This is a genomic window from Streptococcus sp. Marseille-Q7156, from assembly GCF_965119495.1.
Map to the genome: position 1 here is coordinate 1010054 of NZ_CBCPLU010000001.1, position 24721 is coordinate 1034774.

At 39.0% G+C, this 24721-nt stretch carries 20 protein-coding genes and 1 pseudogene; 4 read left to right on the forward strand and 17 right to left on the reverse strand.

What is annotated here, in order from left to right:
- Positions 1-58 precede the first annotated feature (58 nt).
- Complete coding sequence (locus tag ACWPV5_RS04720) at positions 59-2041, reverse strand: peptide ABC transporter substrate-binding protein (protein WP_454382589.1); 1983 nt, start codon at positions 2039-2041, stop codon at positions 59-61.
- Between the two features lie 176 nt (positions 2042-2217).
- Here ACWPV5_RS04720 and ACWPV5_RS04725 point away from each other — a divergent pair, with 176 nt between their 5' ends.
- Positions 2218-3231, forward strand: a complete 1014-nt coding sequence (locus ACWPV5_RS04725) for a lactonase family protein (protein ID WP_261074938.1) — start codon at positions 2218-2220, stop codon at positions 3229-3231.
- A gap of 44 nt (positions 3232-3275) precedes the next feature.
- Here ACWPV5_RS04725 and ACWPV5_RS04730 read toward each other — a convergent pair whose 3' ends face one another.
- From ACWPV5_RS04730 to ACWPV5_RS04770, 9 genes are all read right to left on the reverse strand, one after another.
- Positions 3276-3695, reverse strand: coding sequence for a F0F1 ATP synthase subunit epsilon (locus ACWPV5_RS04730; RefSeq protein WP_000068043.1), 420 nt, complete (start codon positions 3693-3695; stop codon positions 3276-3278).
- A 10-nt stretch (positions 3696-3705) separates the two neighbouring features.
- Positions 3706-5112, reverse strand: a complete 1407-nt coding sequence (atpD, locus tag ACWPV5_RS04735; protein ID WP_000094352.1) for a F0F1 ATP synthase subunit beta — start codon at positions 5110-5112, stop codon at positions 3706-3708.
- 85 nt (positions 5113-5197) lie between these two features.
- A complete protein-coding gene (locus ACWPV5_RS04740; protein WP_454382592.1) occupies positions 5198-6076 on the reverse strand; it encodes a F0F1 ATP synthase subunit gamma in 879 nt (292 codons plus the stop codon).
- Positions 6077-6091: 15 nt separating this feature from the next.
- Complete coding sequence (gene atpA / locus ACWPV5_RS04745) at positions 6092-7597, reverse strand: F0F1 ATP synthase subunit alpha (RefSeq protein WP_454382594.1); 1506 nt, start codon at positions 7595-7597, stop codon at positions 6092-6094.
- Between the two features lie 14 nt (positions 7598-7611).
- Positions 7612-8148: a F0F1 ATP synthase subunit delta gene (locus ACWPV5_RS04750; RefSeq protein ID WP_033680125.1), complete on the reverse strand. Its 537-nt coding sequence runs from the start codon at positions 8146-8148 to the stop codon at positions 7612-7614.
- The gene (gene atpF, locus ACWPV5_RS04755; RefSeq protein ID WP_000558549.1) at positions 8148-8642 is read right to left on the reverse strand and encodes a F0F1 ATP synthase subunit B; all 495 of its coding nucleotides are present in this window, start codon (positions 8640-8642) and stop codon (positions 8148-8150) included. Before atpF ends, ACWPV5_RS04750 begins: the two co-directional genes overlap by 1 nt.
- Positions 8643-8655: 13 nt before the next feature.
- Complete coding sequence (gene atpB / locus ACWPV5_RS04760; protein WP_000392860.1) at positions 8656-9369, reverse strand: F0F1 ATP synthase subunit A; 714 nt, start codon at positions 9367-9369, stop codon at positions 8656-8658.
- 32 nt (positions 9370-9401) lie between these two features.
- A complete protein-coding gene (locus ACWPV5_RS04765) occupies positions 9402-9602 on the reverse strand; it encodes a F0F1 ATP synthase subunit C (RefSeq protein ID WP_001054559.1) in 201 nt (66 codons plus the stop codon).
- A 314-nt stretch (positions 9603-9916) separates the two neighbouring features.
- Positions 9917-11203 carry a peptidase U32 family protein gene (locus ACWPV5_RS04770; protein WP_020900641.1) on the reverse strand — a complete coding sequence of 429 codons (1287 nt, stop codon included), beginning with the start codon at positions 11201-11203 and terminating at the stop codon, positions 9917-9919.
- Between the two features lie 470 nt (positions 11204-11673).
- On the opposite strand from ACWPV5_RS04770, the gene ACWPV5_RS04775 reads away from it, so the two are divergent.
- Both ACWPV5_RS04775 and ACWPV5_RS04780 read left to right on the forward strand, forming a co-directional pair.
- Positions 11674-11892: a DUF3173 family protein gene (locus ACWPV5_RS04775; protein WP_178894743.1), complete on the forward strand. Its 219-nt coding sequence runs from the start codon at positions 11674-11676 to the stop codon at positions 11890-11892.
- A pseudogene (locus ACWPV5_RS04780) lies at positions 11885-13073 on the forward strand (site-specific integrase). The gene ACWPV5_RS04775 and the pseudogene ACWPV5_RS04780 overlap by 8 nt, the downstream one beginning before the upstream one ends.
- A gap of 261 nt (positions 13074-13334) precedes the next feature.
- Here the strand turns inward: ACWPV5_RS04780 and ACWPV5_RS04785 are convergent.
- Together ACWPV5_RS04785 and guaA are read right to left on the reverse strand one after the other, a co-directional pair.
- Entirely contained in the window at positions 13335-13802 is a 468-nt protein-coding gene (locus ACWPV5_RS04785; RefSeq protein WP_004635121.1) for a GNAT family N-acetyltransferase, read from the reverse strand.
- Positions 13803-13992: 190 nt separating this feature from the next.
- On the reverse strand, positions 13993-15555 hold the full coding sequence (gene guaA, locus ACWPV5_RS04790) for a glutamine-hydrolyzing GMP synthase (protein ID WP_454382598.1): 1563 nt from the start codon (positions 15553-15555) through the stop codon (positions 13993-13995).
- A gap of 141 nt (positions 15556-15696) precedes the next feature.
- Between guaA and ACWPV5_RS04795 the strand changes: the two genes are divergently transcribed.
- Positions 15697-16395, forward strand: coding sequence for a GntR family transcriptional regulator (locus ACWPV5_RS04795; protein WP_049502211.1), 699 nt, complete (start codon positions 15697-15699; stop codon positions 16393-16395).
- A gap of 239 nt (positions 16396-16634) precedes the next feature.
- Here ACWPV5_RS04795 and ACWPV5_RS04800 read toward each other — a convergent pair whose 3' ends face one another.
- The 5 genes from ACWPV5_RS04800 to parC all read right to left on the reverse strand — a co-directional run bounded on the left by ACWPV5_RS04800 (position 16635) and on the right by parC (position 24346).
- A complete protein-coding gene (locus tag ACWPV5_RS04800; RefSeq protein WP_454382600.1) occupies positions 16635-17531 on the reverse strand; it encodes a DMT family transporter in 897 nt (298 codons plus the stop codon).
- Between the two features lie 8 nt (positions 17532-17539).
- Positions 17540-18475: a serine hydrolase domain-containing protein gene (locus ACWPV5_RS04805; RefSeq protein WP_454382602.1), complete on the reverse strand. Its 936-nt coding sequence runs from the start codon at positions 18473-18475 to the stop codon at positions 17540-17542.
- Complete coding sequence (locus ACWPV5_RS04810; protein ID WP_060806316.1) at positions 18472-19197, reverse strand: CppA N-terminal domain-containing protein; 726 nt, start codon at positions 19195-19197, stop codon at positions 18472-18474. The genes ACWPV5_RS04805 and ACWPV5_RS04810 overlap by 4 nt, the downstream gene beginning before the upstream one ends.
- A 287-nt stretch (positions 19198-19484) precedes the next feature.
- Complete coding sequence (locus tag ACWPV5_RS04815; RefSeq protein ID WP_285299056.1) at positions 19485-21536, reverse strand: thiol-activated cytolysin family protein; 2052 nt, start codon at positions 21534-21536, stop codon at positions 19485-19487.
- A 329-nt stretch (positions 21537-21865) separates the two neighbouring features.
- Positions 21866-24346, reverse strand: a complete 2481-nt coding sequence (gene parC / locus ACWPV5_RS04820) for a DNA topoisomerase IV subunit A (protein WP_454382605.1) — start codon at positions 24344-24346, stop codon at positions 21866-21868.
- Between the last annotated feature and the right edge of the window lie 375 nt (positions 24347-24721).

Genomic DNA, 24721 nt, shown 5'->3' on the forward strand with positions numbered 1-24721 from the left:
TTAAAGTGCTTACATGGAGACAGCGACATAAAAAATCCCCTCAAAAGAGGAGATTTAATTAGTCTTGAATATGACGGTCTAAGTTCTTCTGATAATCAGCATTGGATTTGGCTTTTTCATCAGCAAATTTCTTGCGGAACTCATCCATTTCTTTAGTAGTGACTATCTTATCTTGGATTTTCAGATACTTGTAGCTATTTTCACTAGTCTTGTCACCTACCCAGCCACCGGCACCACTGCCAGGAACCATTTTCGTCACTAGCATTTGAGCACCATCAGAGTATACTGGAATAACAAGTGCACTATCTGACAACCAAGCTTGGGCCTTAGAATATTTGGAATAACGTTTTTGAAGGTCTGTTTTCTCACTATTTGCATCATCAATCAGTTCTTTGTATTTATCCAATCCAACTGTTTTAATAACTGGATTGTCTGTTCCTGGTGCTACACCAAGAGCACTTAGGAGACTTGGACCTGAAGTTGGATCAAATACATCTAGATAAGTCGATGGATCAGCAAAGTCTGGACTCCAACCACTGACTGCATTAATATCCCAGTCGGTATTGGTATTGGAAGTAGCTAGAACAGTCATGCTTCCCAATTCATCATCAGAAACTTGTTGAATATCAACAACTACATTATCAGAGCCTAAGGCTTCCTCAATGGATTGTTTATAAGACTGAACCTGACGAATAAAATCTGGATTTGATGAAGAAATTGGCAAATCTAAATGAATTGGGAACTGTACTCCATCAGCTTGAAGGGTTTTCTTAGCAGCTTCAAACTTAGCTTTAGCCTTGTCTACATTATGAAGTGAATCTTGGGCATCATCAAGACTAACATCTTTCCAGACATTATCCAATTTATCCAATTCTGTCTTAGTAACTTGACCAAATGTTTGATCTCCTACTTGAACAAATGTTGGAGGAGTGAAACTTGTCCGTAACTTACGAGGTCCTACTTCATCACCAAATACTTGAGAGATCCCTGCTTTACGATCTACCGCAAAAGCCAAGGCTTGACGGAAATCTTTGTTTAACAAGGCTTTCTTAGTAGAAGTTTTTTCTGTATCACTTGTTTTAGCAGTGTGATTGTAATTTACACGGTCGATATTGGTTGAGATATAAAAAACTCCTCCACGCTGTTGACCATACACAATATTATCCTTGTATTTTTCTTTTAGACGTTCATAGTTAGCAGAGTTTTTAAAGAGTGGTGCAGCTGGATAGTGTCCCTCATCAAAACCGCGTCCTAGAGAGTCTGCATCTTGACCATCAAAGAAGGATAACTTGATATCATCAATAAAGACATTCTGCTTATCCCAATAATTTTGGTTTTTGGTCATTTCTATAGAAGACTTAGATGTAAGACCTTTGAGGAGAAATGGCCCATTGTATAGAATGCTCGTTACATCCGTTGGTTTACCAAAGTCATCTCCTTTAGAAGCTAAAAAGTCTTCATTGACTGGTGCAAGAACTCCCATTGTTGTTTTTGAATTCCAGAAAGATTCTGGATGGTTCAAAGTATAAACAACAGTATAATCGTCTGTTGCTTTTACACCAACAGTAGAAAAATCCGTTGTTTTCCCATTTACATAGTCATCCAATCCTTTAATTGATTCCTGTACCAAATAGAGGGCCTGTGATTTTTTATTTGCTGCATGCTTCAGACCAGTTACAAAGTCTTGAGCCTTGACTTCACCATACTCTTCCCCCTCATTGGTATACCATTTGACACCCTGACGGATTTTATAGGTATAGGTCAAACCATCTTTGGAAACAGTCCAATCTTCTGCAACTGATGGAACAAGATTCCCATATTGGTCATTTTCAAGCAAACCGTCAATAACGTTACCTGTGACCTGTTTAGTGCTGACATTTCCAGAAACTGTATAATCCAGAGTCGAAGGATCTGATGAAAATACATAGGCATAAGTAACTGGTTTTTTTGCTTCTTTATTAGCATTACCAGATGAACACGCTGCTAGGAGAGCTGCCGAGAGTACAGCAACTCCTGCTGCTAAGAAAACACGTTTTTTCATAAACAAACTCCTTTGCAATTTGTATAAGATTATTATAGCACTTTTATTAAGTAAATCAATGAAAACATTCTTAATATTATCATGAAAAGAATGTGGAAAATCTCTTGCCAAGCTTGATTTTTTCATACTAGCATTTTTGTGATATAATAGTCTTATCTTTATATAGAGGTAAAGTTATGAAAGAAACTGTTTATTTTGGAACTTATACACGTCGTACTTCTCAAGGGATTTACAAGGCAGACTTTGATACAGAAACTGGTCAGCTTTCAAATCTAGAACTTTTTGCAGCTGAACCAAGCCCAACCTACCTTGCCTTTGACCAGCACCAACATTTATACACTGTTGGTAGTCAAGACGATAAGGGAGGAATTGCAGCCTATCAAACTGACGGGACTTTATTAAATCATGTCGTTGAAGAAGGAGCTCCCCACTGTTATGTTGCCGTTGATGAAAAGCGTAATTTGGTCTATGCAGCCAACTACCATAAAGGACAGGTCCTTGTTTATAAACGTCAGGAAGACGGTAGTCTTCTACTTAGTGATGTGGATCAACACAGTGGCCAAGGTCCACATGAAAATCAAGCATCTCCTCATGTTCACTTTACAGACTTAACACCTGACCACTATCTAGTGACCTGTGATTTGGGTACTGACCAAGTCATCACCTATGACCTTGATCAAGAAGGAAAATTATCTAAGCTCTATACCTATCATAGCCAGCCAGGAGCAGGCTCACGCCATATTATTTTCCATAACCATTATAAAATCGCTTATCTCATTTGTGAACTCAATAGCACTATCGAGGTTCTAATCTACGATGGTGTTGGCGAATTTGAACGCATGCAAATCATTTCAACTCTACCAGACGGTTATGAAGGCTTTAATGGTACTGCTGCTATTCGTCTCTCTAAAGATGGTAAATACCTCTACGCTTCTAACCGTGGTCATGATTCTATCGCAGTATATACAATACTTGCGGACGGTAGCTTAGAGTTGTTAGAAATCGTTCCGACACATGGTCAGACTCCACGTGATTTTGATTTGACACCAGACCAAGAATTTGTCATTGCTGTCCATCAAGACTCTGACAATGCAACCGTTTTTAAACGCAATCCTGAAACTGGTCGTCTAGCAGAACTTTCTAACGACTTCCATGTTCCAGAAGCGGTCTGCATCAGTTTTGCCCCTTAAGAAAACATAAAAAATGAACTTGGTAACTCAAGTTCATTTTTTTCTTATAGTCTTTTTCCGACATTAATACGGTTAATGGCACGTTGCAGTGCAATCTTAGCACGACGTTCTTGATCAATCAAGTTTTTGTCTTGTGCTTCTTCAATTTCACGCTCTGCTCGAAGCTTGGCACGTTCTGCACGACTGATATCGATATCACGAGCACGTTCTGCAGAATCCGCAACGATTGTGATGGTATTATTGGCAATTTCAATAACGCCTCCGTTTACTGCAATCCAGTTCACGTGATCTTCATCATCAATACGCTTTACCTTTACTTCATCAACTGCTAAAACCGCAATCATATTTTCATGTCGTGGCAAGATCCCCATCTCACCATCCAGAGTTCGAACCGATACATAGCTGGCATGGTGATCATAGACGAGACCATCTGGTGTCACGATCTGGACAGTTAACTGAGCCATAGATCACCTCTTAAAATCCCATTTTTTCAGCTTTTGCAATCACATCTTCGATAGAACCTACACCACGGAAGGCATCTTCTGGCAAGTGGTCATGTTTACCATCAAGGATTTCCTTAAATCCACGAACAGTTTCAGCAACTGGAACATAAGAACCTGGCTGACCAGTAAATTGTTCCGCAACATTAAAGTTTTGTGACAAGAAGAACTGGATACGACGGGCACGAGCAACCAAGGTCTTTTCTTCATCAGAAAGCTCATCCATACCAAGGATAGCAATGATATCTTGCAATTCATGGTAACGTTGAAGGACACGTTTTACTTCAGCAGCAACTGCATAGTGCTCTTCTCCAACAATTTCAGGTGCCAAGGCACGTGAGCTTGAAGCAAGTGGGTCAACGGCTGGATAAATACCCAATTGTACCAACTTACGTTCCAAGTTTGTAGTAGAATCCAAGTGAGCGAAGGCTGTTGCTGGCGCTGGGTCAGTATAGTCATCCGCTGGCACATAGATAGCTTGGATAGAGGTTACAGAACCCTTCTTGGTTGATGTAATACGTTCTTGCAATTGACCCATTTCCGTAGCAAGGGTTGGTTGATAACCAACGGCTGATGGCATACGACCCAAAAGGGCAGATACTTCTGAACCAGCCTGAGTGAAACGGAAGATATTATCGATAAAGAGAAGCACGTCTTGGCCTTCTACATCACGGAAGTATTCAGCGATTGTCAAACCAGTAAGGGCAACACGCATACGTGCTCCTGGTGGCTCATTCATCTGACCAAATACCATGGCTGTTTTCTCGATAACGCCTGATTCTTTCATTTCCCAGTAAAGGTCATTCCCCTCACGAGTACGTTCCCCAACACCAGTAAATACTGAAATACCACCGTGTTCTTGAGCAATGTTATGAATCAATTCTTGGATCAAGACGGTTTTACCAACTCCGGCACCACCGAAAAGTCCAACCTTACCACCTTTAAGGTAAGGGGCAAGAAGGTCGATAACCTTAATCCCTGTTTCAAGGATTTCAGAAGAGGTAGACAACTCATCAAAAGTTGGAGCTTTTTTATGAATTGGCTGACGCTCTGCGTCTTCTGTAAAAGGAGCTTCCAAGTCAATGGTATCTCCCAAAACGTTGAAGACACGTCCCAAAGTTTCTTTACCTACTGGTACAGAGATTGGACGACCTGTGTCCAATACTTCCATTCCACGAGTCAATCCATCTGTTGATTCCATGGCGATAGTACGGACCATACCATCTCCCAACTCCAAGGCTACTTCAAGGACGATTTTTGTTTTTCTTTCGTCATTTTTGTAGACGACAAGTGCATTGTTAATCTCAGGAAGTTCTTCCCCTGCTGCAAACAAGACGTCTACAACGGGACCGATAACCTGAGCAATTTTACCTGAACTCATCTCCTTCTCCTATTCTATATAAGATACTGTCGGTTCCTAGCTCAACTAGGTCCTAAGTTCATTTTCATACGAGCTGGACTAGTGCCTATTCTAAGGCACTAGCTCCTGCTACGATTTCTGTAATTTCTTGTGTAATCGCCGCCTGTCTGGCACGGTTATACTGAATTGTCAAATCATTAATGACTTTCTTAGCATTATCTGTCGCTGTTTGCATGGCTGTCATACCAGCAGCATTTTCAGCTGTCTTGGCATCGATAATAGCCCCGTAAATCATACTTTCTGCAAACTGAGGCAACAACTGCTCCAAAATTTCTTCTCGGCCTGTCTCCAATTCAAAAGTCAAGCTGTAGTCTTCATCCGCTTCATTTGGATCCAAGTCAACAATCGGAAGCATTTGCTCCACACGCATTTGACTGGTTAGCGTATTGACATGGTGGTTGTAGCAGACATAGAGCTCATCAAAGAGTTCATTTTGGTACATTTCAACAGTTTTTGAAATAATCTTACGAACTTCATCAAAGCTAGGTTGGTCTGCCAAGCCACGTAGTTCATAAAGTGGTTGAATACCACGGGCCTTAAAGAAGTCAGCTCCCATTCCACCGATACAGATCATTTCAAAACCTTGACCATCTGGATGGTATTCTTCCTTCAACTCCATAACGGCTTTCAGAATAGAAGAATTATACCCTCCAACCAAACCGCGATCTGAAGTAATGACGATATAGCCTGTCTTCTTAACTGGACGGCTAATCAACATGGGATTGGTTGAACTACCAGCTCCATTCCCATGAAGAATATCCGTCAAAAGTTTACGAACTTTCTGAGCATAAACTTGGAAGTTGCGAGCAGCTTCTTCAGAACGACCTAGCTTAGCAGCTGATACCATCTGCATGGCATTAGTGATTTGACTCGTATTTTTTGTTGAGGCGATTTTTGTTTTAATATCATTTAGAGATACTGCCATCTGACACCTCTATTCTTATTGGAAGCTGGTTTGATTGAGAAACTCTGTAATCGCAGCATCCAAGACTGCTTCTTCTGGCAAGTCTTTTGTTTCACGAATAGTTTCCAAAATCTCTGGATGTTGAGCATCAAAGAAGGCATGGAACTCTTCCTCGAAACGAACAATATCATCTACTGGAACAGTATCCAAGAAACCATGTGTCAAAGCATAGAGAATGGTTACTTGTTTCTCAACAGGCAATGGTTTGTGAACAGGTTGTTTCAAAACTTCAACTGTACGACGTCCACGGTTCAACTTAGCCTGTGTTGCTGCATCCAAGTCAGAACCAAACTTAGTGAAAGCTTCCAACTCACGGTATGAAGCAAGGTCGATACGAAGTGTACCAGCAACCTTTTTCATGGCTTTGATTTGTGCAGAACCACCTACACGAGATACAGATGAACCCGCATCGATGGCTGGACGAATACCCGCATTGAAGAGACCATCACCAAGGAAGATTTGTCCATCAGTGATAGAAATCACGTTGGTTGCGATATAGGCAGAGATATCTCCTGCTTGTGTCTCGATAAATGGTAGGGCTGTAATTGATCCACCACCAAGTTCATCAGAAACTTTAGCTGAGCGCTCAAGCAAACGGCTGTGAAGATAGAAAACATCCCCTGGGAAGGCTTCACGACCTGGAGGACGACGAAGCAAGAGTGACAGTTCACGATAAGCTACCGCTTGTTTTGATAAATCATCATAAACGATCAAAACATGTTTCCCTTGGTACATAAATTCTTCTGCCATGGCGACCCCAGCATAAGGAGCTAGGAAGAGCAATGGAGATGGTTGTGAAGCAGAGGCAGTCACAACGATTGTGTAGTCCAAGGCACCGTACTGACGAAGTGTTTCTACTTGCGTACGAACTGTTGATTCTTTCTGTCCAATCGCTACGTAGATACAGATCATATCTTGACCTTTTTGGTTCAAGATTGTGTCAATCGCAATGGTTGTTTTCCCTGTCTGACGGTCACCGATAATCAACTCACGTTGACCACGACCAATCGGTACAAGGGCATCAATAGCTTTCAAACCAGTTTGCAATGGTTCTGATACAGACTTACGTTGCATAACACCAGGAGCTGACGCTTCTACTGGACGAGTTTTATCAGTGTGGATTTCACCAAGACCGTCAACTGGACGACCAAGCGGGTCAACAACACGACCAATGAGACTCTCACCTACTGGAACTTCCATGATTTTTCCTGTACGGCGGATTGTATCGCCCTCACGGATATCTGTAAAGTCACCTAGGATGATAATACCGACGTCTGTTGACTCCAAGTTTTGGGCCATCCCATAAGAGCCGTTTTCAAAGATCAACAACTCTCCACTCATGGCATTTTCAAGGCCGTGAGCACGCGCGATACCGTCCCCGATATAGGTTACAACACCTGTTTCAGTCACATCAAAATTGGGTTTGAAATTTTCAATTTGTTGCTTAATTAAAGCGCTGATTTCTTGTGCGTTAATTGCCAAAAGAACACCACTTTCTATTTCAAATTTTCTTTAACAACTTTAAGTTGTTGTTTAATACTCACATCAATTGTCTTGTGATTGGCAAAAATGACAAAACCACCAATGAGACTTTCATCGATTTGTTCTTTTACACTCCTTACTTTCAGAGACATTTTCTTCTCAATCAAAGGGAGCAAGCGACTCTTCTGTTCATCTGTTAAAGGATGAGCTGAAGTAATCGTCACTTCAAATCGATTTGTTTCTTTTTCAAGTCGGTTCAAGCAATCTACGAGCACATCATAAAAAAGATTTGCTCTGTGGTTGTAGATAAGAACCTGGATCAAGTTTTGCAATAAAGGTGACACAGAGTCTTGGAAGAAAGCAATCGTTTTTTCCTTGTCAGACTCGTCTACTGCCACTTTTTTTAAAAAAGAAGGTAAACCTGTTTCTTCAGCAACTTGCTTGATTTGAGTCAAGTCTGAAAAAATACGGTCTTCTTCTCCTTTTTCAAGTACCAATTGGACAAAAGGCATGCTGTATTTTTCAATTACCTTTACTGTTTTCTTGTCCATTAAGCTTCTCCTAGCTGATCGATATACTGATCAATGAGTTCTTTATGGGCATGACCGTCAAGGTTTTGTGAGATGATTTTACCAGCCAAGCTGATTGTCAAATCTGCTACCTCACCCTTAACGCTTTGTAAAGCTTCAGCTTTGTTTTGAGCAATTTCTTGGTTTGCTTTTTCTTTTAAGCGTCCTGCTTCTAGTTTAGCATCTGCTAAAATACTAGCTTTACTTTTCTCAGCTGTTTCTTTCGCATTCTCAATGATTGTCTTAGCTTCTTTACGGCTACCAGCCAATTCATCTTCGCGTTTTTGAGCCAATACTTCTGCTTTTTGACGGGCTTCTTCAGCTCTATCAATATCTGAAGCAATTTTTTCAGCTCTTTCTTCGAAAATGCCTGTAATATTAGACCATGCAAATTTTTTAATCAAGACTAGCAAAAGGATAAAAGAGCCAGCGATTAAAATAAAATTACCAATTAATTCACCTACTGTTACGTGCATCAGTTACTCCTTTCTACTCTTCATCATTAATTTTATTTCCTAGGTACATAGAGGATAATAGTGTAAAGACATAGGCCTGTACACAAGAAATGAACACGGAAAATGCAGTCCAAACTAAGTTTGTCCCAAATGCGATTGGATACCAAAAAATAGCCTGATGTGAAAGTAAAAGAAGCAAGCTTGTCATTACTTCACCTGCAAAGATATTCCCAAAAATCCGCAAAGCAAGAGAAAGGAAATTCGTGACTTCTTCAAGTAGATTCATCGGTGTCATAAATGCAGGAGTTACAAAACCTTTTAGGTATTGTTTAATCCCACGACGACGAATCCCCTCAATGTGCGCCATCACAATAATACAGAAAGACAAGACAAGGTCAAATGAAAGATTTGCAGTTGGCGATGTCCAAAGGTTTGTCCCATCTGTTGTTTGAAGTTTAGCCATCAAACCAAGATTATTGGCGATAACCATAAAAAGAAATAAACATAAGTAAAAGAGTGAGTAATCTTTTATGTAGTGGGAACCAAGGTTAGGTTCTGTAAATCCAATTACAAAATCATAGAGATACTCTAGTACATTTTGTTTACCTTTGGGTTTCAAGGTCATATTACGACTTGCCCAATAGATAAATGCAAAAATCAGAAACACAGACAGCAAAGTCAAGGCTGTCAAAGTTAAATCAAAGGTAACAGGACCAATATTGATGGTTGGATTGATACTTTCTTCCATCTAACATTCTCCCTTCTCCAATTTATATTTCGTTATTTAATAATAAATGAGAAGACAAGAGTTACGAAGAAAGTTCCTTCAATAAAGGCAACCCCTAAAAACATCAAGCTACGAAACTCAGCGATAATATCTGGTTGGCGAGCTACTGATTTCAACAAACCATTCATCAACATACCCTCACCAAGAGATACACCCATACAGGCAAGACATAGACCGAAAAATGTTAAATTCATGACGAATTCTCCTTTTAATTAAAATTTACTTACTTAGTTTAGTCCTAAAAATTGGATTTGTCAACTTTTTACTAACATTGAAAGCGTTTAATGAAAATTATTTACAATTTTACTATTTTTGAGTCTATTATATAGAAAACTTTGTAAAAAACTTGTAATAAATCCGACCATTATCTAGACCTTTCTGAAAATATTGAAAAAATCCGAGATGAAATCTCGGATGGAAATTTATCTATTTTCTTTAACCTAATGCTCTTTTAGTAAGTAGGATTAAAGGGAAAGCAACTAGAAAGCTTTCGTCTCCTATATGTTTATTAAGCACGAACTGTGACGCTGGTTCCATCTTCCTTATAAAGATTGATGAGTCCTTCTTTCAATGCACGAACCATGTCTCCTGCTTGAACGGGTTGAGGCACCTTAATAGTCAAGAGTTCCATTGGATTTGGAGCGCGGTCGATTTTATTGCCTTTGGCATCATGCAAATCTTCGATATACGTTTCAAAATGACGGAAACCTGGGCCGTAAAACTCAACTTGGTCTCCTTCGTTAATAACGTTCCGTTGACGAATAGTTGCTGTTTGTGTCGAATCATCATAAGAAACCACTTCAGCAACAAACTTGTACTCAGGAATTTTACGGCGAGCACCAAACAACTGCTCATTTTCAGATGGTGTACCGTAGTAGAAACCTGTTGCCAATTCACGTTGAGCAACCTTCCACATTTCGTCCACTAAATCTTGTTTAATAGCTTCAAACTTTTCAGGACTTTCAAGATATGCATCCACAGCCGCCTTATAGCAGTTGGTTACTGTTGATACGTAGTGAATAGACTTCATACGCCCTTCAATCTTAAGACTGTCCACTCCATTTTCAATCATATCTGGAATATGGTCAATCATAGACATATCAACGGCTGACATTGAAAATTCTTCAGGAATTTCACCTTTCAAGCTCTTGCGTTCTTGACCAAATGGCATATCGTAAAGGTCGTATTTCCAACGACAAGACTGAGAGCAACCACCACGGTTAGCATCACGCATACTCATGTGGTTTGAAAGAGTACAACGACCAGAGTAAGAAATACACATGGCTCCGTGGACAAAGGCTTCAATTTCTACATCAGTACGTTTGCGGATTTCAGCTAATTCTTCCATCGAAACCTCACGCGCCAAAACGACACGAGTCAAGCCCAATTCTTTCCAGAACTCAAGCGTTTCATAGTTAGTGGCACTGGCTTGGGTAGAGAGGTGGATTTCAAGACCAGGCGCTTCTGTCGCTGCAATCATAATCAAGGCAGGATCAGACACGATAACTGCCGCGATTCCGATATCACGCAGTTTACGGAACCACTCACCAGCACCAGCTTCATTTCCTTCGTGCATAACCATGTTGGCAGCTACATAGACCTTGGCACCGTACTTAGCCGCAAACTGAACACCTTCTTCCATCTGTTCAAAGGTAAAGTTTCCAGCACGGCTACGAAGACCATAGGCCTGACCACCGATAAAGACAGCATCTGCTCCATACTGAACAGCTACCTTTAGCTTCTCTAAAGTCCCTGCAGGTGATAAAACCTCAGGACGTTTTAATGTTTTTGTCATGTTTTCTCCTATTTGCAATATAAAAGTTTGACGTTTTTCCTTCTCATTTTATAGTAAATAAGCCATAAAATCAAGCCTGGACAGATTGTTTTGACAATTCTAATCTTTCAGCAGTTGAAACAAGTAGTAAAAAGATCCGATAAAGTAAAAACCAGTATCCAAAGATACTGGCTAATTAAACTACATGGAATAATCTAGTCCTTAAACGACTATTCCCACTCACTAAAAGTCAGATATTGACTATTTAGGATAGTTGATTAAATAGTGATTGATAATACAATCAATAATACTGACTTTCGTATAGTACGCTTTGGGAAGTGTATACCAGTAAGGCAAGAAATAGGTAACATCTATATGTTCCTGAATGATAGGAATTTATGGAATAGATGCAAAAAAAAGATGCGTGAAAATCAATCACACATCAAAATAAAAAACCAAGATAATTATAACATAAAGAAAGGGAAAAAAGTATGTTTGTTGTAAAAAAAGATTTAATGAAATTAGGATTTTCAAGTTGGCAAGCCATGATGTTAGTAAAACAGGCTAAAGCAAAATTAGCTAGTCAAGGCTTAACTTGGTATGAAAGTAAAGGTTTAGGACGTGTACCTCTTGAAACAGTTGAGGAAATTTTGGGAGTGAAAATAGATGAAGATAGCTTGTTAGATACGGAAATCAAAGAAAATGCCTAAAATATCTAGTATTTATCCTATGGGCAATGGCACGTATAGGGCGACTGTTTCTTTGGGTTTTGATGTTCAGACTGGAAAAAGGATACAAAAGTTTAAGAATGGCTTTAAAACGCAAAAGGAAGCTCAAGAGTGGCGCTTACGTATGCTTGCCGACTTTGGTAAAGGTTCTATAACTGTTAATAGCACAATGACTTTTAAAAAGTTTCTTGATGATTATTTTATACCAGACTATAAGAGCCAAGTAAGAAAACGTACTTTTGATATGACACAATCAAAATTTAAAAGACTGTCATTTTTTGAGAATATAAAGTTATCGGATATTCAAGCACCTCATGTAAAGAAGTGGCAAAATGCAATGTTTATAGAGGGGTTATCTAATAATTATATTCGTTCTGTTCATCAAATGTTACAACAGATTTTTGATTTAGCAGTTAAATTGGGTATGTTGTCAAATAATGTTGCTAAGACGGTAGGAAACGTAAAAAAAGACCGTCCTAAAGTTGATTTTTGGACGGTAGAAGAATTTCAGCTATTCATTAGTACATTTGATAAATCTAATATCTATGAATTATTGTATTTTACTACATTTTGGTTTTTCTTTATGACTGGAGTTAGGACAAGTGAATTACAAGCTATTGAATGGTCGAAAATAGATTTTGAAAAAGGTACTGCTTTAATAAACTGCTCAATGTATTAAAAGCCAAAAAGAGTGGTATCTTACTGATACAAAATCTATATCAGGTGTAAGGCTTTTGTATCTTGATGATGATACATTAGAACATTTGAAATATTGGAAGAAAGCACAATCTCAAATAGGAGAATGTAAATTTGTATTTTCCATAGCAGATAGTCCGTTGGTAAAATCAACTCTTAAACGTGTTCTAAAATCTCATAGTGATTACGCAAAAATAAAATCAATAAGAATCCACGATTTAAGGCATTCTCATGCCAGCTTTATGCTCTCTCTAGGAATGAATGATTTAGAAATGCAAAATCGTCTAGGACATGCTGATATTAAGACAACACTTGGAACCTACTCTCATTTAAGGCCAAATGCTATGAAAGAAGTAGCTACTAGGATGACTGGGAAAGTAGTGGTGAGTGATAATATTGTCAGAAAAAGTAAATTTAATGGCAATCAGCATACTAAAAATTTTCAATCTAAAGTTTTGTCTGACTAGCGAAGTCTGTCCGATTAAACTTTAGATTCCTACGGTAAACTATTAGTGTTTACCGTATTATTAGTTATAATTCATATAATTCCGAGATTACATTTGAAATACTAGTTAGCAACTCTTGCGAGTTTTCCCTATTTATTGCTCACAATATAAATTGAAAATAGGCATGAAAAAGACGATAGATTTTTTATTTCTATCGTCTTTAATACTTTACGTTCGACAAACTGGGAGTTGTCTTTCCGTTGTTGCCAAGAAAGCCTCAATTTATCTATATTTTTCCAATCTCAATAACCCTTCTTCGTCCGGAAGAGTAATCCCATTCTTATAATTATATCCCATCTTCAAATAAAAAGGTGTTGCAGTTATAGAAGCTGGAATTTCTACTCTTTTTGCCCGAAGGAAAAATTCATCTTTCTCAAGTGTTTCAATAATCATTCGCCCTACACCTTTTCCTTGATAATCCGGTAGTACAAAAATAGTGAAAAGACTACTTTCATCTTCTTTATCCCAATATGGTCCTATCGCCCCACACCCAACAATCTTTTCAGCATCACATACCACATAAAAATGCATCCAGTTTGCTCTTTCTAAAATATTTTGTGGTTGCAAAATCTTTACATCATTTTCTATATACTCTAATGAATAATCTTTGATATTAGTAGTTCTTAAAGTTGTTACAACTAATTCTGACACTTTTTCTGCATCTTTAGGTTCAAATTTTCTCACAAACATCTTATTTTTTCCTCCACACCTTCAAATTTATCATATTATACCATATTATACCATATATACCTATTTAAAAGTAGATTAAAGATAAGTATAGTTTATAGTGAAAATTATAGTTTTGTTGTTAAATTGTTGTTAAAATAAAGTAAAAAGCCTTAGAAAGATTGATTTCTAGGCTTTTTTTAACTCATTAACTCTATTCCCACTCAACGGTTGCAGGTGGTTTACTTGTAATATCATAGACGATACGGTTAACATGATCCACTTCGTTTACGATACGTACTGAGATTTTTTGAAGCACTTCCCATGGAATTTTGGCAAAATCAGCAGTCATACCATCGATGGAGGTAATAGCACGGATTGCAATAGTGTAGTCGTACGTACGACCGTCCCCCATAACCCCAACTGAACGAACGCCTGTGTTAACAGTGAAGTATTGCCAGATATCGCGGTCAAGACCTGCTTTGGCAATTTCTTCACGAAGAATAGCGTCTGATTCACGAACGGTTTCAAGTTTCTCTTCAGTGATTTCACCCATGACACGGATCGCAAGTCCTGGTCCTGGGAATGGTTGGCGCCATACGATGTGGTCTGGCATACCAAGCTCTGTACCTAGGGCACGAACTTCGTCTTTATAAAGAGTGTTGAGTGGTTCGATCAATTCAAACTGCATGTCTTCTGGAAGACCACCCACGTTGTGGTGTGACTTGATCGTCTGAGCTGTATCCGTACCAGACTCGATAACGTCTGTATAAAGAGTTCCTTGAGCAAGGAATTTCACATCTTTAAGCTTGCTTGCTTCATCATCAAATACATAGACAAACTCGTTACCGATGATTTTACGTTTTTGTTCAGGGTCAGAAACACCAGCAAGTTTGTCAAGGAAGCGTTTTGCAGCGTCTGCTTTGACGATATTCAAACCAAACTTACCACCAAGCATGTCCATAACTTGATCAGCTTCTCCTTTACGAAGAAGACCGTGGTCCACAAAAATACAGATCAATTGATCACCAATCGCTTTTTGTAGAAGAACCCCAACAACAGATGAGTCAACCCCACCTGAAAGGCCAAGAAGGACACGTTTATCACCGACGGTTTCACGAATTTTTTGAATCTGCATATCAATGAAGTTATCCATTGACCAGTCGCCTTTAGCCTTACAGATGTTAAGGGCAAAGTTACGAAGGATATCATTTCCGTATACAGAATGACGAACTTCTGGGTGGAATTGGATACCGTAAATATGTTTATCAGGGTTTTCGATGGCTGCGTATGGACAGTCAGCTGATGTACCTGTACGAACAAAGTCAGCAGGAATCTCGGTAACTGCATCGCCGTGGCTCATCAAAACAGTCTGTTCATCAGGTGTTGATTCAAAAAGCGCTGATGGTGTGTGAGTTAGGGTTGATTGACCGTATTCACGATTTCCAGCATCACCTGCAGGAACAACTTTTCCTCCAAGTTTATAGGTCAATAACTGCATACCGTAACAAATTCCCAAAATAGGAATTCCGAGCTCGAAGATTTCTGGGTCAATATCAAATGAACCATCTTCGTATACAGAGTTTGGACCACCTGAAAGGATGATTCCTACAGGGTTGATTTCACGAACTTCAGCAGCTGAAATTTTATGGCTTTTTAGTTCTGAAAAAACACCAATCTCACGGATACGGCGTGAAATCAGCTGGTTGTATTGGCTACCATAGTCCAATACGATGATTTTTTCTACATCTTGCAAATCAGTTGAAATGTTGCTCATCTTTTTCCTTTCTCAAAAGAAATATCTTTTTTCAATATTCTATCACAAATAAGGGCGAATTACCAACTAAACAAGGCGAAGATTGACTTTTTCTAGTTTATTGAGGTACAATAGAGAAAAGATAGAAATGAAGTGAAAAATATGCTACCTGCTTATATGAAAATTCATGATCAAATTAAAAAGGATATTGACGAACATCGTTGGGCTATTGGGGAGAGGCTTCCTAGTGAACGAGACTTGGCAGAGCAGTTTGCGGTCAGTCGCATGACCCTCCGCCAAGCTGTATCTCTATTAGTCGAAGAAGGCGTTTTAGAGCGTCGTGTAGGAAGCGGCACCTTTGTTTCCAGTACTCGAGTACAAGAAAAGATGCGAGGGACAACCAGTTTTACTGAAATTGTTAAGGCCCAAGGTAAAGTTCCCTCTAGCCAACTCATTTCCTACAGAAAAACCATTCCCAATGAGCAGGAAGTTGCCAAGTTAGGCATTTCTCCAACGGAAAATATTATCCGAATGGAACGGGTCCGCTATGCCGACCAAGTCCCTCTGGTTTATGAAGTTGCTTCTATTCCTGAGAAATTCATTAAGGATTTTAAAAAAGAAGAAATCACCAGTCATTTCTTCCAGACTCTACAAAAACATGGCTACCGTATCGGTAAATCACAGCAGACTATTTATGCTCGCCTTGCTAAAGAAAAGATTGCCCACTATTTGGAAGTTGAAAAAGGACATGCTATTCTTGGTTTGACTCAGGTTTCCTACCTAGAAGATGGAACAGCATTTGAATACGTAAAAAGTCAGTATGTAGGCGAACGCTTTGAATTTTATCTTGAAAATAATTAATACTCTTCGAAAATCAAATTCAAACCGCGTCAACGTCGCCTTGCCGTATGTATGGTTACTGACTTCGTCAGTTTCATCTGCAACCTCAAAACGGTGTTTTGAGCTGACTTCGTCAGTTCTATCTACAACCTCAAAGCAGTGCTTTGAGCAACCTGCGGCTAGTTTCCTATTTTGCTCTTTGATTTTCATTGAGTATAAAATACTAGGCAAAAACTCTCTGTCACAGACAAAGAGTCTTTTTATTTTTCTAAGAGTAAATCTTTCAAAGAAATCAGGGTTACAGCAAACAATATCATTGCCATACCAAGAAAATCAATGGGATAAAATTGTTCATTCATGATTAGAAAGGCAAAGAAAACCGCCGATATTGGTTCAATTGAAGCCAACAAGCTTGACTTGACCGGTCCTATCAGACTGGCTCCTTTAAGGAAAGCTGTATAGGCAAAGACAGTACCGATAAGAATAATACCCGCAAAAGCAAGGAGAAAATCAAGACTAGTTGGGATAGCAGTCTGTAGAACTCCTGTAAAAGGAAGGGCGACCAAACCAGCTATGACCATTCCCACACCAATGACCAAACTGCTCCCCCACTTCTTAATCAAGGCTATGGGCAAAATGATATAAAGTGCGTAGGTCAGAGCAGAAAAGAGACCCCAGAACAGACCAGTAGGTGTCATGGATAACTGGTCCAACTGCCCATGAGTGGCGATTAGGAAGGTCCCTCCAATGGCTAATATGATAGAAACAATCTCTCCTAGTGTCGGCGCCACCTTATCCTTGATACAGCTATAAATCAAAATCCCGACAGGACAAACATACTGAAGCACCGTCGCGGTTCCTGCATTGGTTTCCTGAATAGCAGTTAGATAGGCAAATTGATTGAGGAAGAGGCCGATTAGAGCAAAAATGAGAAGAGACAGCAAACTCTTTCTATCCTTTAAAAAGGCCAGCATTTTATCCTTTGCAGTGGTATAAGCCAAGATCATGAGAACTCCACCAGCGATTAAAAGACGTAAGTTGGTCAAAACCAGAGCCGAAATTCCGTGCGCCATCAGGTATTGGCCACTCGTTCCTGACAAGCCCCAAGCAATACCAGCCACAACTGTTAATAGAATCCCTTTTAAACTATTTGACATGTCTCTCCTTACTCTTCTTTGCGAATCAAGTCCATCACTTGATTGCGGTCTACAATCCATTGAGCCCTCTCATCCTTTTCATAGGTACGATTCGATAGGAAAATGGCCGCTTCTTGCTTCCGACGATTCCACATGATAAAGGTACCTGTATAGCCCGTATGGTCTAGCCAATCTCCTTCCAAATTCCATGCCAAAGAACGTTCCTTGTCATCCAAAGGAGAAAAATTTTGACTCAAGTCTCTTGCAAAATCATCTGCTAAATAGTGTTCTAAAAAGATTTGTAAATCCTTTACAGTCGAAAACAAACCAGCACTCCCTGCATGTCTGCCCAGGAGGCGAGCCTTGGGATCATGTACCAGACCTGCCTCGACACCTCTGACGGTTGGAACAGCAAGCTCAACAGGCCCAAATTGGGTTTCCGTCATTCTCCAAGGATTCCAAACTTGTTCCTGTAAAATCACATCCAAATCCTTATCAAAGATTCTTTCCAAAATAAAGCCCAAAAGTAAAAAATGGACATCCGAATAAAGAAAGGCTGGCTGACTTCGTCTCTTGAGATGAAACATATCTTCCTTTAATTCAGAAGCTGTTAAAAGATCACGATTGGGAATAAAAGGATCAAGATCTGTTGCGTGAGTCAAGAGCTGGCGAATAGTGATGTCTGGATAATCACTCTCAGCTAAAAAATCTGTTACCGGTCTGTCAATATCTAATTTGCCTTTTTCCCACAAGAAGGTAAAAACGGTGCCAACCCCAACAACCTTGCTGACACTAGCTAGGTCATAAACGAGTCCTGCCTCTGTCTGCAAGCCATGCTCTGGGTCACTCTGTCCTAAATAGAACTCCGTCCATTGATTGTCCTTAAAATACGCAAAAGAGGCTCCGGGATAAATCCCTGCCTCGATTTGTTCTTCTATTTTTTTAATAATCTTGGTCCACTTCATACTTCTTCAAACCACAATTCAACATTATTTCTATCTTTACCAAGGAAGAATTTTTCAGACTTAGGAATAAAATATTCTGTAGACTCAAACTTCTGGCGCAGACTTGCAATATCTAATTCATTGACCAAGAACTTGAGCATAGACAAGTCCCAAGTAACCGTATTGTCCACAGTCAGATCCTGTCCCTGAGCTGGAATAAAATCAAGGGATGTCCCAATTTCGGATAGTTCCAAAAAACTATCTACATCCGTTGGGAAGTGTAATTCCATAGAAATCTCAAATTTACTTAAAGAAATTGACTCCAGATCTGTTTGAAATCTAGGCTTTTCTTCTACTTCTACTAGACTTTCTCTATCATCTTCCGCATGAATCAAAACCAAATCATCTTCGGGTGAAAAAATCTCAAAAGCATAGCCATTTTGACCTTTATATAATTGATGAATCGAATCTGTTTTAGCTAATAAGGCCTCGATTTCTAAGGGATTTTCCACCTTGACAATCAATCTAGCTAGTTTTTTTCTTCCCTCTACCTTACGAGTGCGCATACTTGGAGCTTCTTCTAAAACCAGCTTTTCTAAACCTGTTTGATCACCTAGTGACAGAAAGGCTGACTCTTCTAATAAGGCCATCATGCCAAGGGTTCCTATATAAAATGTTTCATTTAATTTTCTATTATTAACTTTTAAAGTAGGAATAATCCGTACAATCTGATTTACATTCATAAACTCCTCCAACTCTTTTATTTTAAAGGATTTTAGAATTTTTTACAAGAAATTATGCTCAGATTTACCAATTTTCACCCCATTAAAAATTTTTCTTCAAAAGGCTGACCTAAAACTCCATTTTTAGGGAAACATACAAAAGTCAAAAAATAGATAGTATAAACTGGAATGCTAATCAATGGATTGATAAGAAATAATTGACTGTCTTTGTTGATTTTTGATTACGGAGGAATATTAGAAATAAAAAGAACCAGCTCTTAGAACTGATTCCTTTTAAAAGTGAAAAATTAGTTATTTTCAACTTTTTCATCGTATTTTGGTCTTAGTGTTGTACCTGAGTTAACAATGGTACGTTTTTGAACAAGAGGAAGGTCTGTACGATTGTAAACTGTACGCCATGGTTCCCAAACAAGACCTGTTTTTTCTTGAATCTTCACGCGTATATTACGTACATTTCCTTTAAATTGAAGTTCAGTTTGGAAGCCAGCTGTTCTGTTCTTACCATTATCTTCCCATTGACGTGAGCGAATACTTTCAATTCCATCCTTATCATAAGTTACTTCATCCCAGTAAACATAGTAACGAGCAATATAAGCTCCCTTATGTTGTAAATTGAGATAGCCATTTTTGTATGAAGTCACTTTAGTTTCAATGTAGTCTGTGTTACTTTGAATTGTGGCTACTTGATTATCTTTCAAGAATGCAGTCTTATAAGAAATTGGAACAGCAGGGTTTTGTGTACTGAAAGTAGCTCCTTCTTGAATCAATTTCTTCAAATCTTCTACTGTACCTGTCACAACATGTGCAGCTCCATCAGCATTTCCACCTACGATTGAAACGGTTACAGTTGTATTCTTCAAGACACGCGCCCATTCAGATTCTGGTTTAATAGGCACCCCTTTGATAACAGCATTAATCGCTGCTTTCAACTCTGTACTCTTGCTTGTTGTTTCAAATTTGACATACATTTGACGTCCGTATGAAACGCTTGACACGTATACAGGAGGTGTTTTATCATCAATTCCACGTGCTTTCAATTGATCAACCGTTACTCCTGGCGCAAATACATCGGATGGATTTTTTGGAGCATCAAAGTTAGCAGTATAGTAAATTTGTTTAAAATCAACAACTTCAACTTGTTTTTCACCCTTGTTTACAGCCTCAAAGTCAATTTTCAAATTAACACCGACTTTTTCAAAATCACTTCCGAATTTTGCTTTCAATTGATTCATGCTGTAAGCAGAAGTTGATTCGTACTGCATACGTGCTGGAGCAGGATTTTTCGCAGCATATTTTTCATGCCAACGATTTAACAAGGTATTCACACCTTCCTGCATACCACTTGCAGTTGGATTAGCATCTACATAGCTATCTCCGCCTACCATTCCTGGTAAATCAACACTTATTCTACCTTTGCTACGATCTAAACTAATTTGTTGTGGTTTATTTTCTAGGAGGTCTTGATTTGCTTTAAACAATGCACCTAGGAAGATATCTCCGTTACCATTAATGGCAACATCCGCGGAACCATTAGAAAGGTTCTTCTTCACTTTTTCCACAACTACAAATTCATTTCCTTGTTGTTTTGTGCTTGTATTAGTGTAATTTTCTAACGCTTCGCCTTTTCTAGTTAAAATATTTAACTTATCATAATTTAAACCAAATAAATAGTTATTTAGTTCTGCAGTAAAGTCTGTTTTTGCTTTATTTTCTGTTTTAACTTTGTTTTCTGTTTTCTTACTTTCTACTACTTTTTCATCTTTTACAGAACGATATACTTCAACTTCTGCCAAACTAAGAGGAGTTTTAGATTTATTTAATTCAATTTTTACATATCGTGCATTAACCCCTGAGAATTGGACATCAACTGTTGGTTGATTGTTCAAGCTATCGATGTGTTGACGAGTTACCTCATTTCCATCTTTATCCAACAAAATAACATCAAAATTAGATAAACGATCTCCTACATTACTGTCTCCACGATTGTAAATACGAACAGTTCCCACACCTTCTTCTTTTGCTAGATCAACTTTCCACCAAGCATGATCTTCAAAATTTGTATGAGTAACTGAGTGATGTCTGTAAACATTATCTAGATTACCGTCAACCGCTCTAGAAGCATCTGCATCATAATAAGTCGAACTCTGACTTGCAGACTTATGAGCAGCAATATTTTCACCAGCAACTTCAGCAACGCTTGGTTCTGTTGCTTTTACTACATTTGTTTGAAATACAAGGCCAGAACCTAGCAAAAATGTTGCAATGGCAACACCACATACTCCAACGCTACGTTTACGAATAGAATAACGAAATCCTTTATCTTGTTTATTTTGAGACATAAAAAACTCCTATATATGTTTGTACGAATTATTTCTTGAACGCGCTTTCTTGAAACAATAAGAGTATAACATAAAAATATTATAGATGCAATCGTTTTCTTAAAAAAATATTATTTTTTTATTAACCTAGATTGAATAACTGAACATATGTTAATATTTTTACATTCAAATAAAGAGTGGTCTATAGCACTAAAAACAAGAAAACGACCAGGCTTAAGTCCCTATAAGTTGGGAATCAGCACTGTTCGTTTTTGTATATATAGTCAAATTCAATTCTTAAATATATAGCTCAACAAATTTCTCAATGCAAAGCTTTTCATTGTTTTTTATCATCTCTTAGATTCAAATTCTTTATAAGGTTCCTGAAGATAAGCATCAAAAACTTCTTCATCTGAAATCGTGTCAGAAATGAAGCTTCCGTTGCTGGTTCGTTCTGACAAATTCAAATCTTGTAATCGACTTTCATAGATCGTTCCTTTATTAGATTGGATAAGCAAAGTTTGATCGTCCCCGTCCACTTCCGTACTGAAGAGATCACCAACAAATCCTTGCTCTGCAACTGCTCCTGCCAAGAAGACACGGTGCGGTTTGTTTTTCAACTCACGCAAGACTTGTAATCCTCGTTTGGCACGGCTGGTTGCTGGAATTTCGTCAATAGAAACACGTTTCAAGCTTCCACGTTGGGTCAAGAGGTAGAAGGATGAGGTATTGCAAATAAAGGCAGATTGGAGGACGTCATCTTCTTTCAGATTCATAGCCTTGACACCTGCTGCCTTGGCACCAACAACAGGAACCTCCTCGATATTGAAACGCAGAGCATAACCGTTTCGACTAATCAAGAGAACATCATCCAGTTTAATCTGAGCTACTGCTACAATCTGGTCTGTCTCGTCTTTGAGTTTAGCATACTTGACTGATTTAGATTTATAGGTCCGCCATGGAGTGAACTCTTTTCGTTCTACGCGTTTAATTTGACCAAGACGAGTTGCAGCAAAGTAGGTTGTCGCATCATCAAACTGATCTACTACTTCAACATAAAGGATTTCTTCGTTAGTTTCAAAGTTTGTGATGGTCTGGCTCAGATGCTCTCCGATGTCCTTCCAACGAATATCTGCTAATTCATGGATTGGTCTGTAGATGACATTTCCAAGACTTGTGAACATCAAGAGGTGCTGGGTTGTCTTGGCAGATTGAACAAAAATCAAACGGTCGTCATCACGTTTGCCAATTTCTTCCAGCGTTGAAGCTGCAAAAGAACGTGTACTGGTACGCTTGATATAACCTGCCTTGGTCACGCTGACATAGGTATCTTCCTCGGCGAGCAGACTAGCTGTATCAATCTCAATTGCTTTTGCAGTGTCTTCTAAGCTACTCAAACGCGGAGTCGCAAACTTCTTCTTAACCTCACGAAGTTCTTTCTTCATGAGATTATACATGGTACGTTCATCACCGATAATAGCCGCAAGCATGGCAATCGTTTCACGAAGTTCTGCTTCTTCTTCCTGCAAAACAACTACGTCTGTATTAGTCAAACGGTAAAGTTGCAAGGTTACGATAGCCTCAGCCTGCTCTTCTGTAAAATCATAGCTGATTTTAAGGTTTTCCTTGGCATCAGCCTTATTCTCAGAAGCACGAATAAGTGCAATGACTTCGTCCAAAATCGAAATCACACGAATCAAACCTTCAACGATATGGAGACGTTTCTCAGCCTTTTCCTTATCAAATCGAGAACGCGCCAAAATCACTTCACGACGGTGGGCAATATAGCTAGACAAGATTGGGACAATACCGACCTGACGAGGTGTGAAATTGTCAATCGCCACCATGTTAAAGTTGTAGTTGATTTGCAGGTCAGTATATTTAAAGAGATAGTTGAGAACGAGCTCTGTATTAGCGTCTTTCTTAAGTTCAATAGCGATACGAAGACCGTCACGGTCAGACTCATCGCGAACCTCAGCAATACCTGCTACCTTATTATTGACACGAACATCATCAATCTTCTTGACTAGATTGGCCTTGTTGATTTCATAAGGAATCTCAGTGACAACGATTTGTTCCTTACCACCTTTTAGCTTTTCAATCTCAGTCTTGGAACGAACAACCACGCGCCCTTTCCCAGTTTCATAGGCCTTCTTGATTTCATCACGACCCTGGATAATCCCTCCAGTCGGGAAGTCTGGTCCAGGTAAGAATTCCATGAGTTTGTCCACCTTGGCAGTTGGATGATCAATCATGTAAACCGCAGCATCAATGACCTCAGCCAAATTATGAGGTGGAATATCTGTGGCATAACCAGCCGAAATACCAGTCGAACCATTAACCAAAAGGTTTGGAAAGGCTGCTGGCAAGACTGTCGGCTCTTTCTCGGTATCGTCAAAGTTCCAAGCAAAAGGAACGGTCTTTTTCTCGATATCCTGAAGAAGATAACCCGCAATCTCAGACAAACGCGCCTCAGTATAACGCATAGCCGCAGGCGGATCTCCGTCCATAGAACCGTTATTACCGTGCATTTCGACTAGAATCTCACGGTTCTTCCAGTCCTGAGACATACGGACCATGGCATAATAGATAGAACTGTCACCGTGTGGGTGGAAATTCCCCATGATATTACCGACAGACTTAGCCGACTTACGATAGCTCTTGTCAAAGGTATTGCCATCCTTATTCATCGAATAAAGAATACGACGTTGAACCGGCTTCAAGCCATCACGAATATCTGGCAAAGCTCGGTCTTGAATAATGTACTTGGAGTAGCGACCAAAGCGCTCTCCCATAATGTCCTCCAGGGACATGTTTTGAATGTTACTCATATAGGATACAGAGCCCGTAAAATATCAAGTGAAAATAGAAAATTCTTGAAGTAAGCAAGCTCACCAGAGAATTTATCTTTTTCACGCGTCATTTAGGGCGTGTTCAACTCCTTTCAAAGAATATAGAGTAGGTTTTTACAGAAAAGGTGTTCAGTTAAGATATAAAGGGACGATTTGGCTTGCCAAAAATGTCTGTAGAAAAATAGAAAATCGATGTAGGGCTCGATGAAGTCAAGACGATTTGATTTGACTTTTTTCCGAATAAAATTAGTCCCGTATTCAGTTACTACAAATAACCAAACGACCCTTTCTGTAGTTTAATGTGTTTAAAATGCGTTGCTTCAGTTAATAAGAAATTTCACATAGCATTCAGGG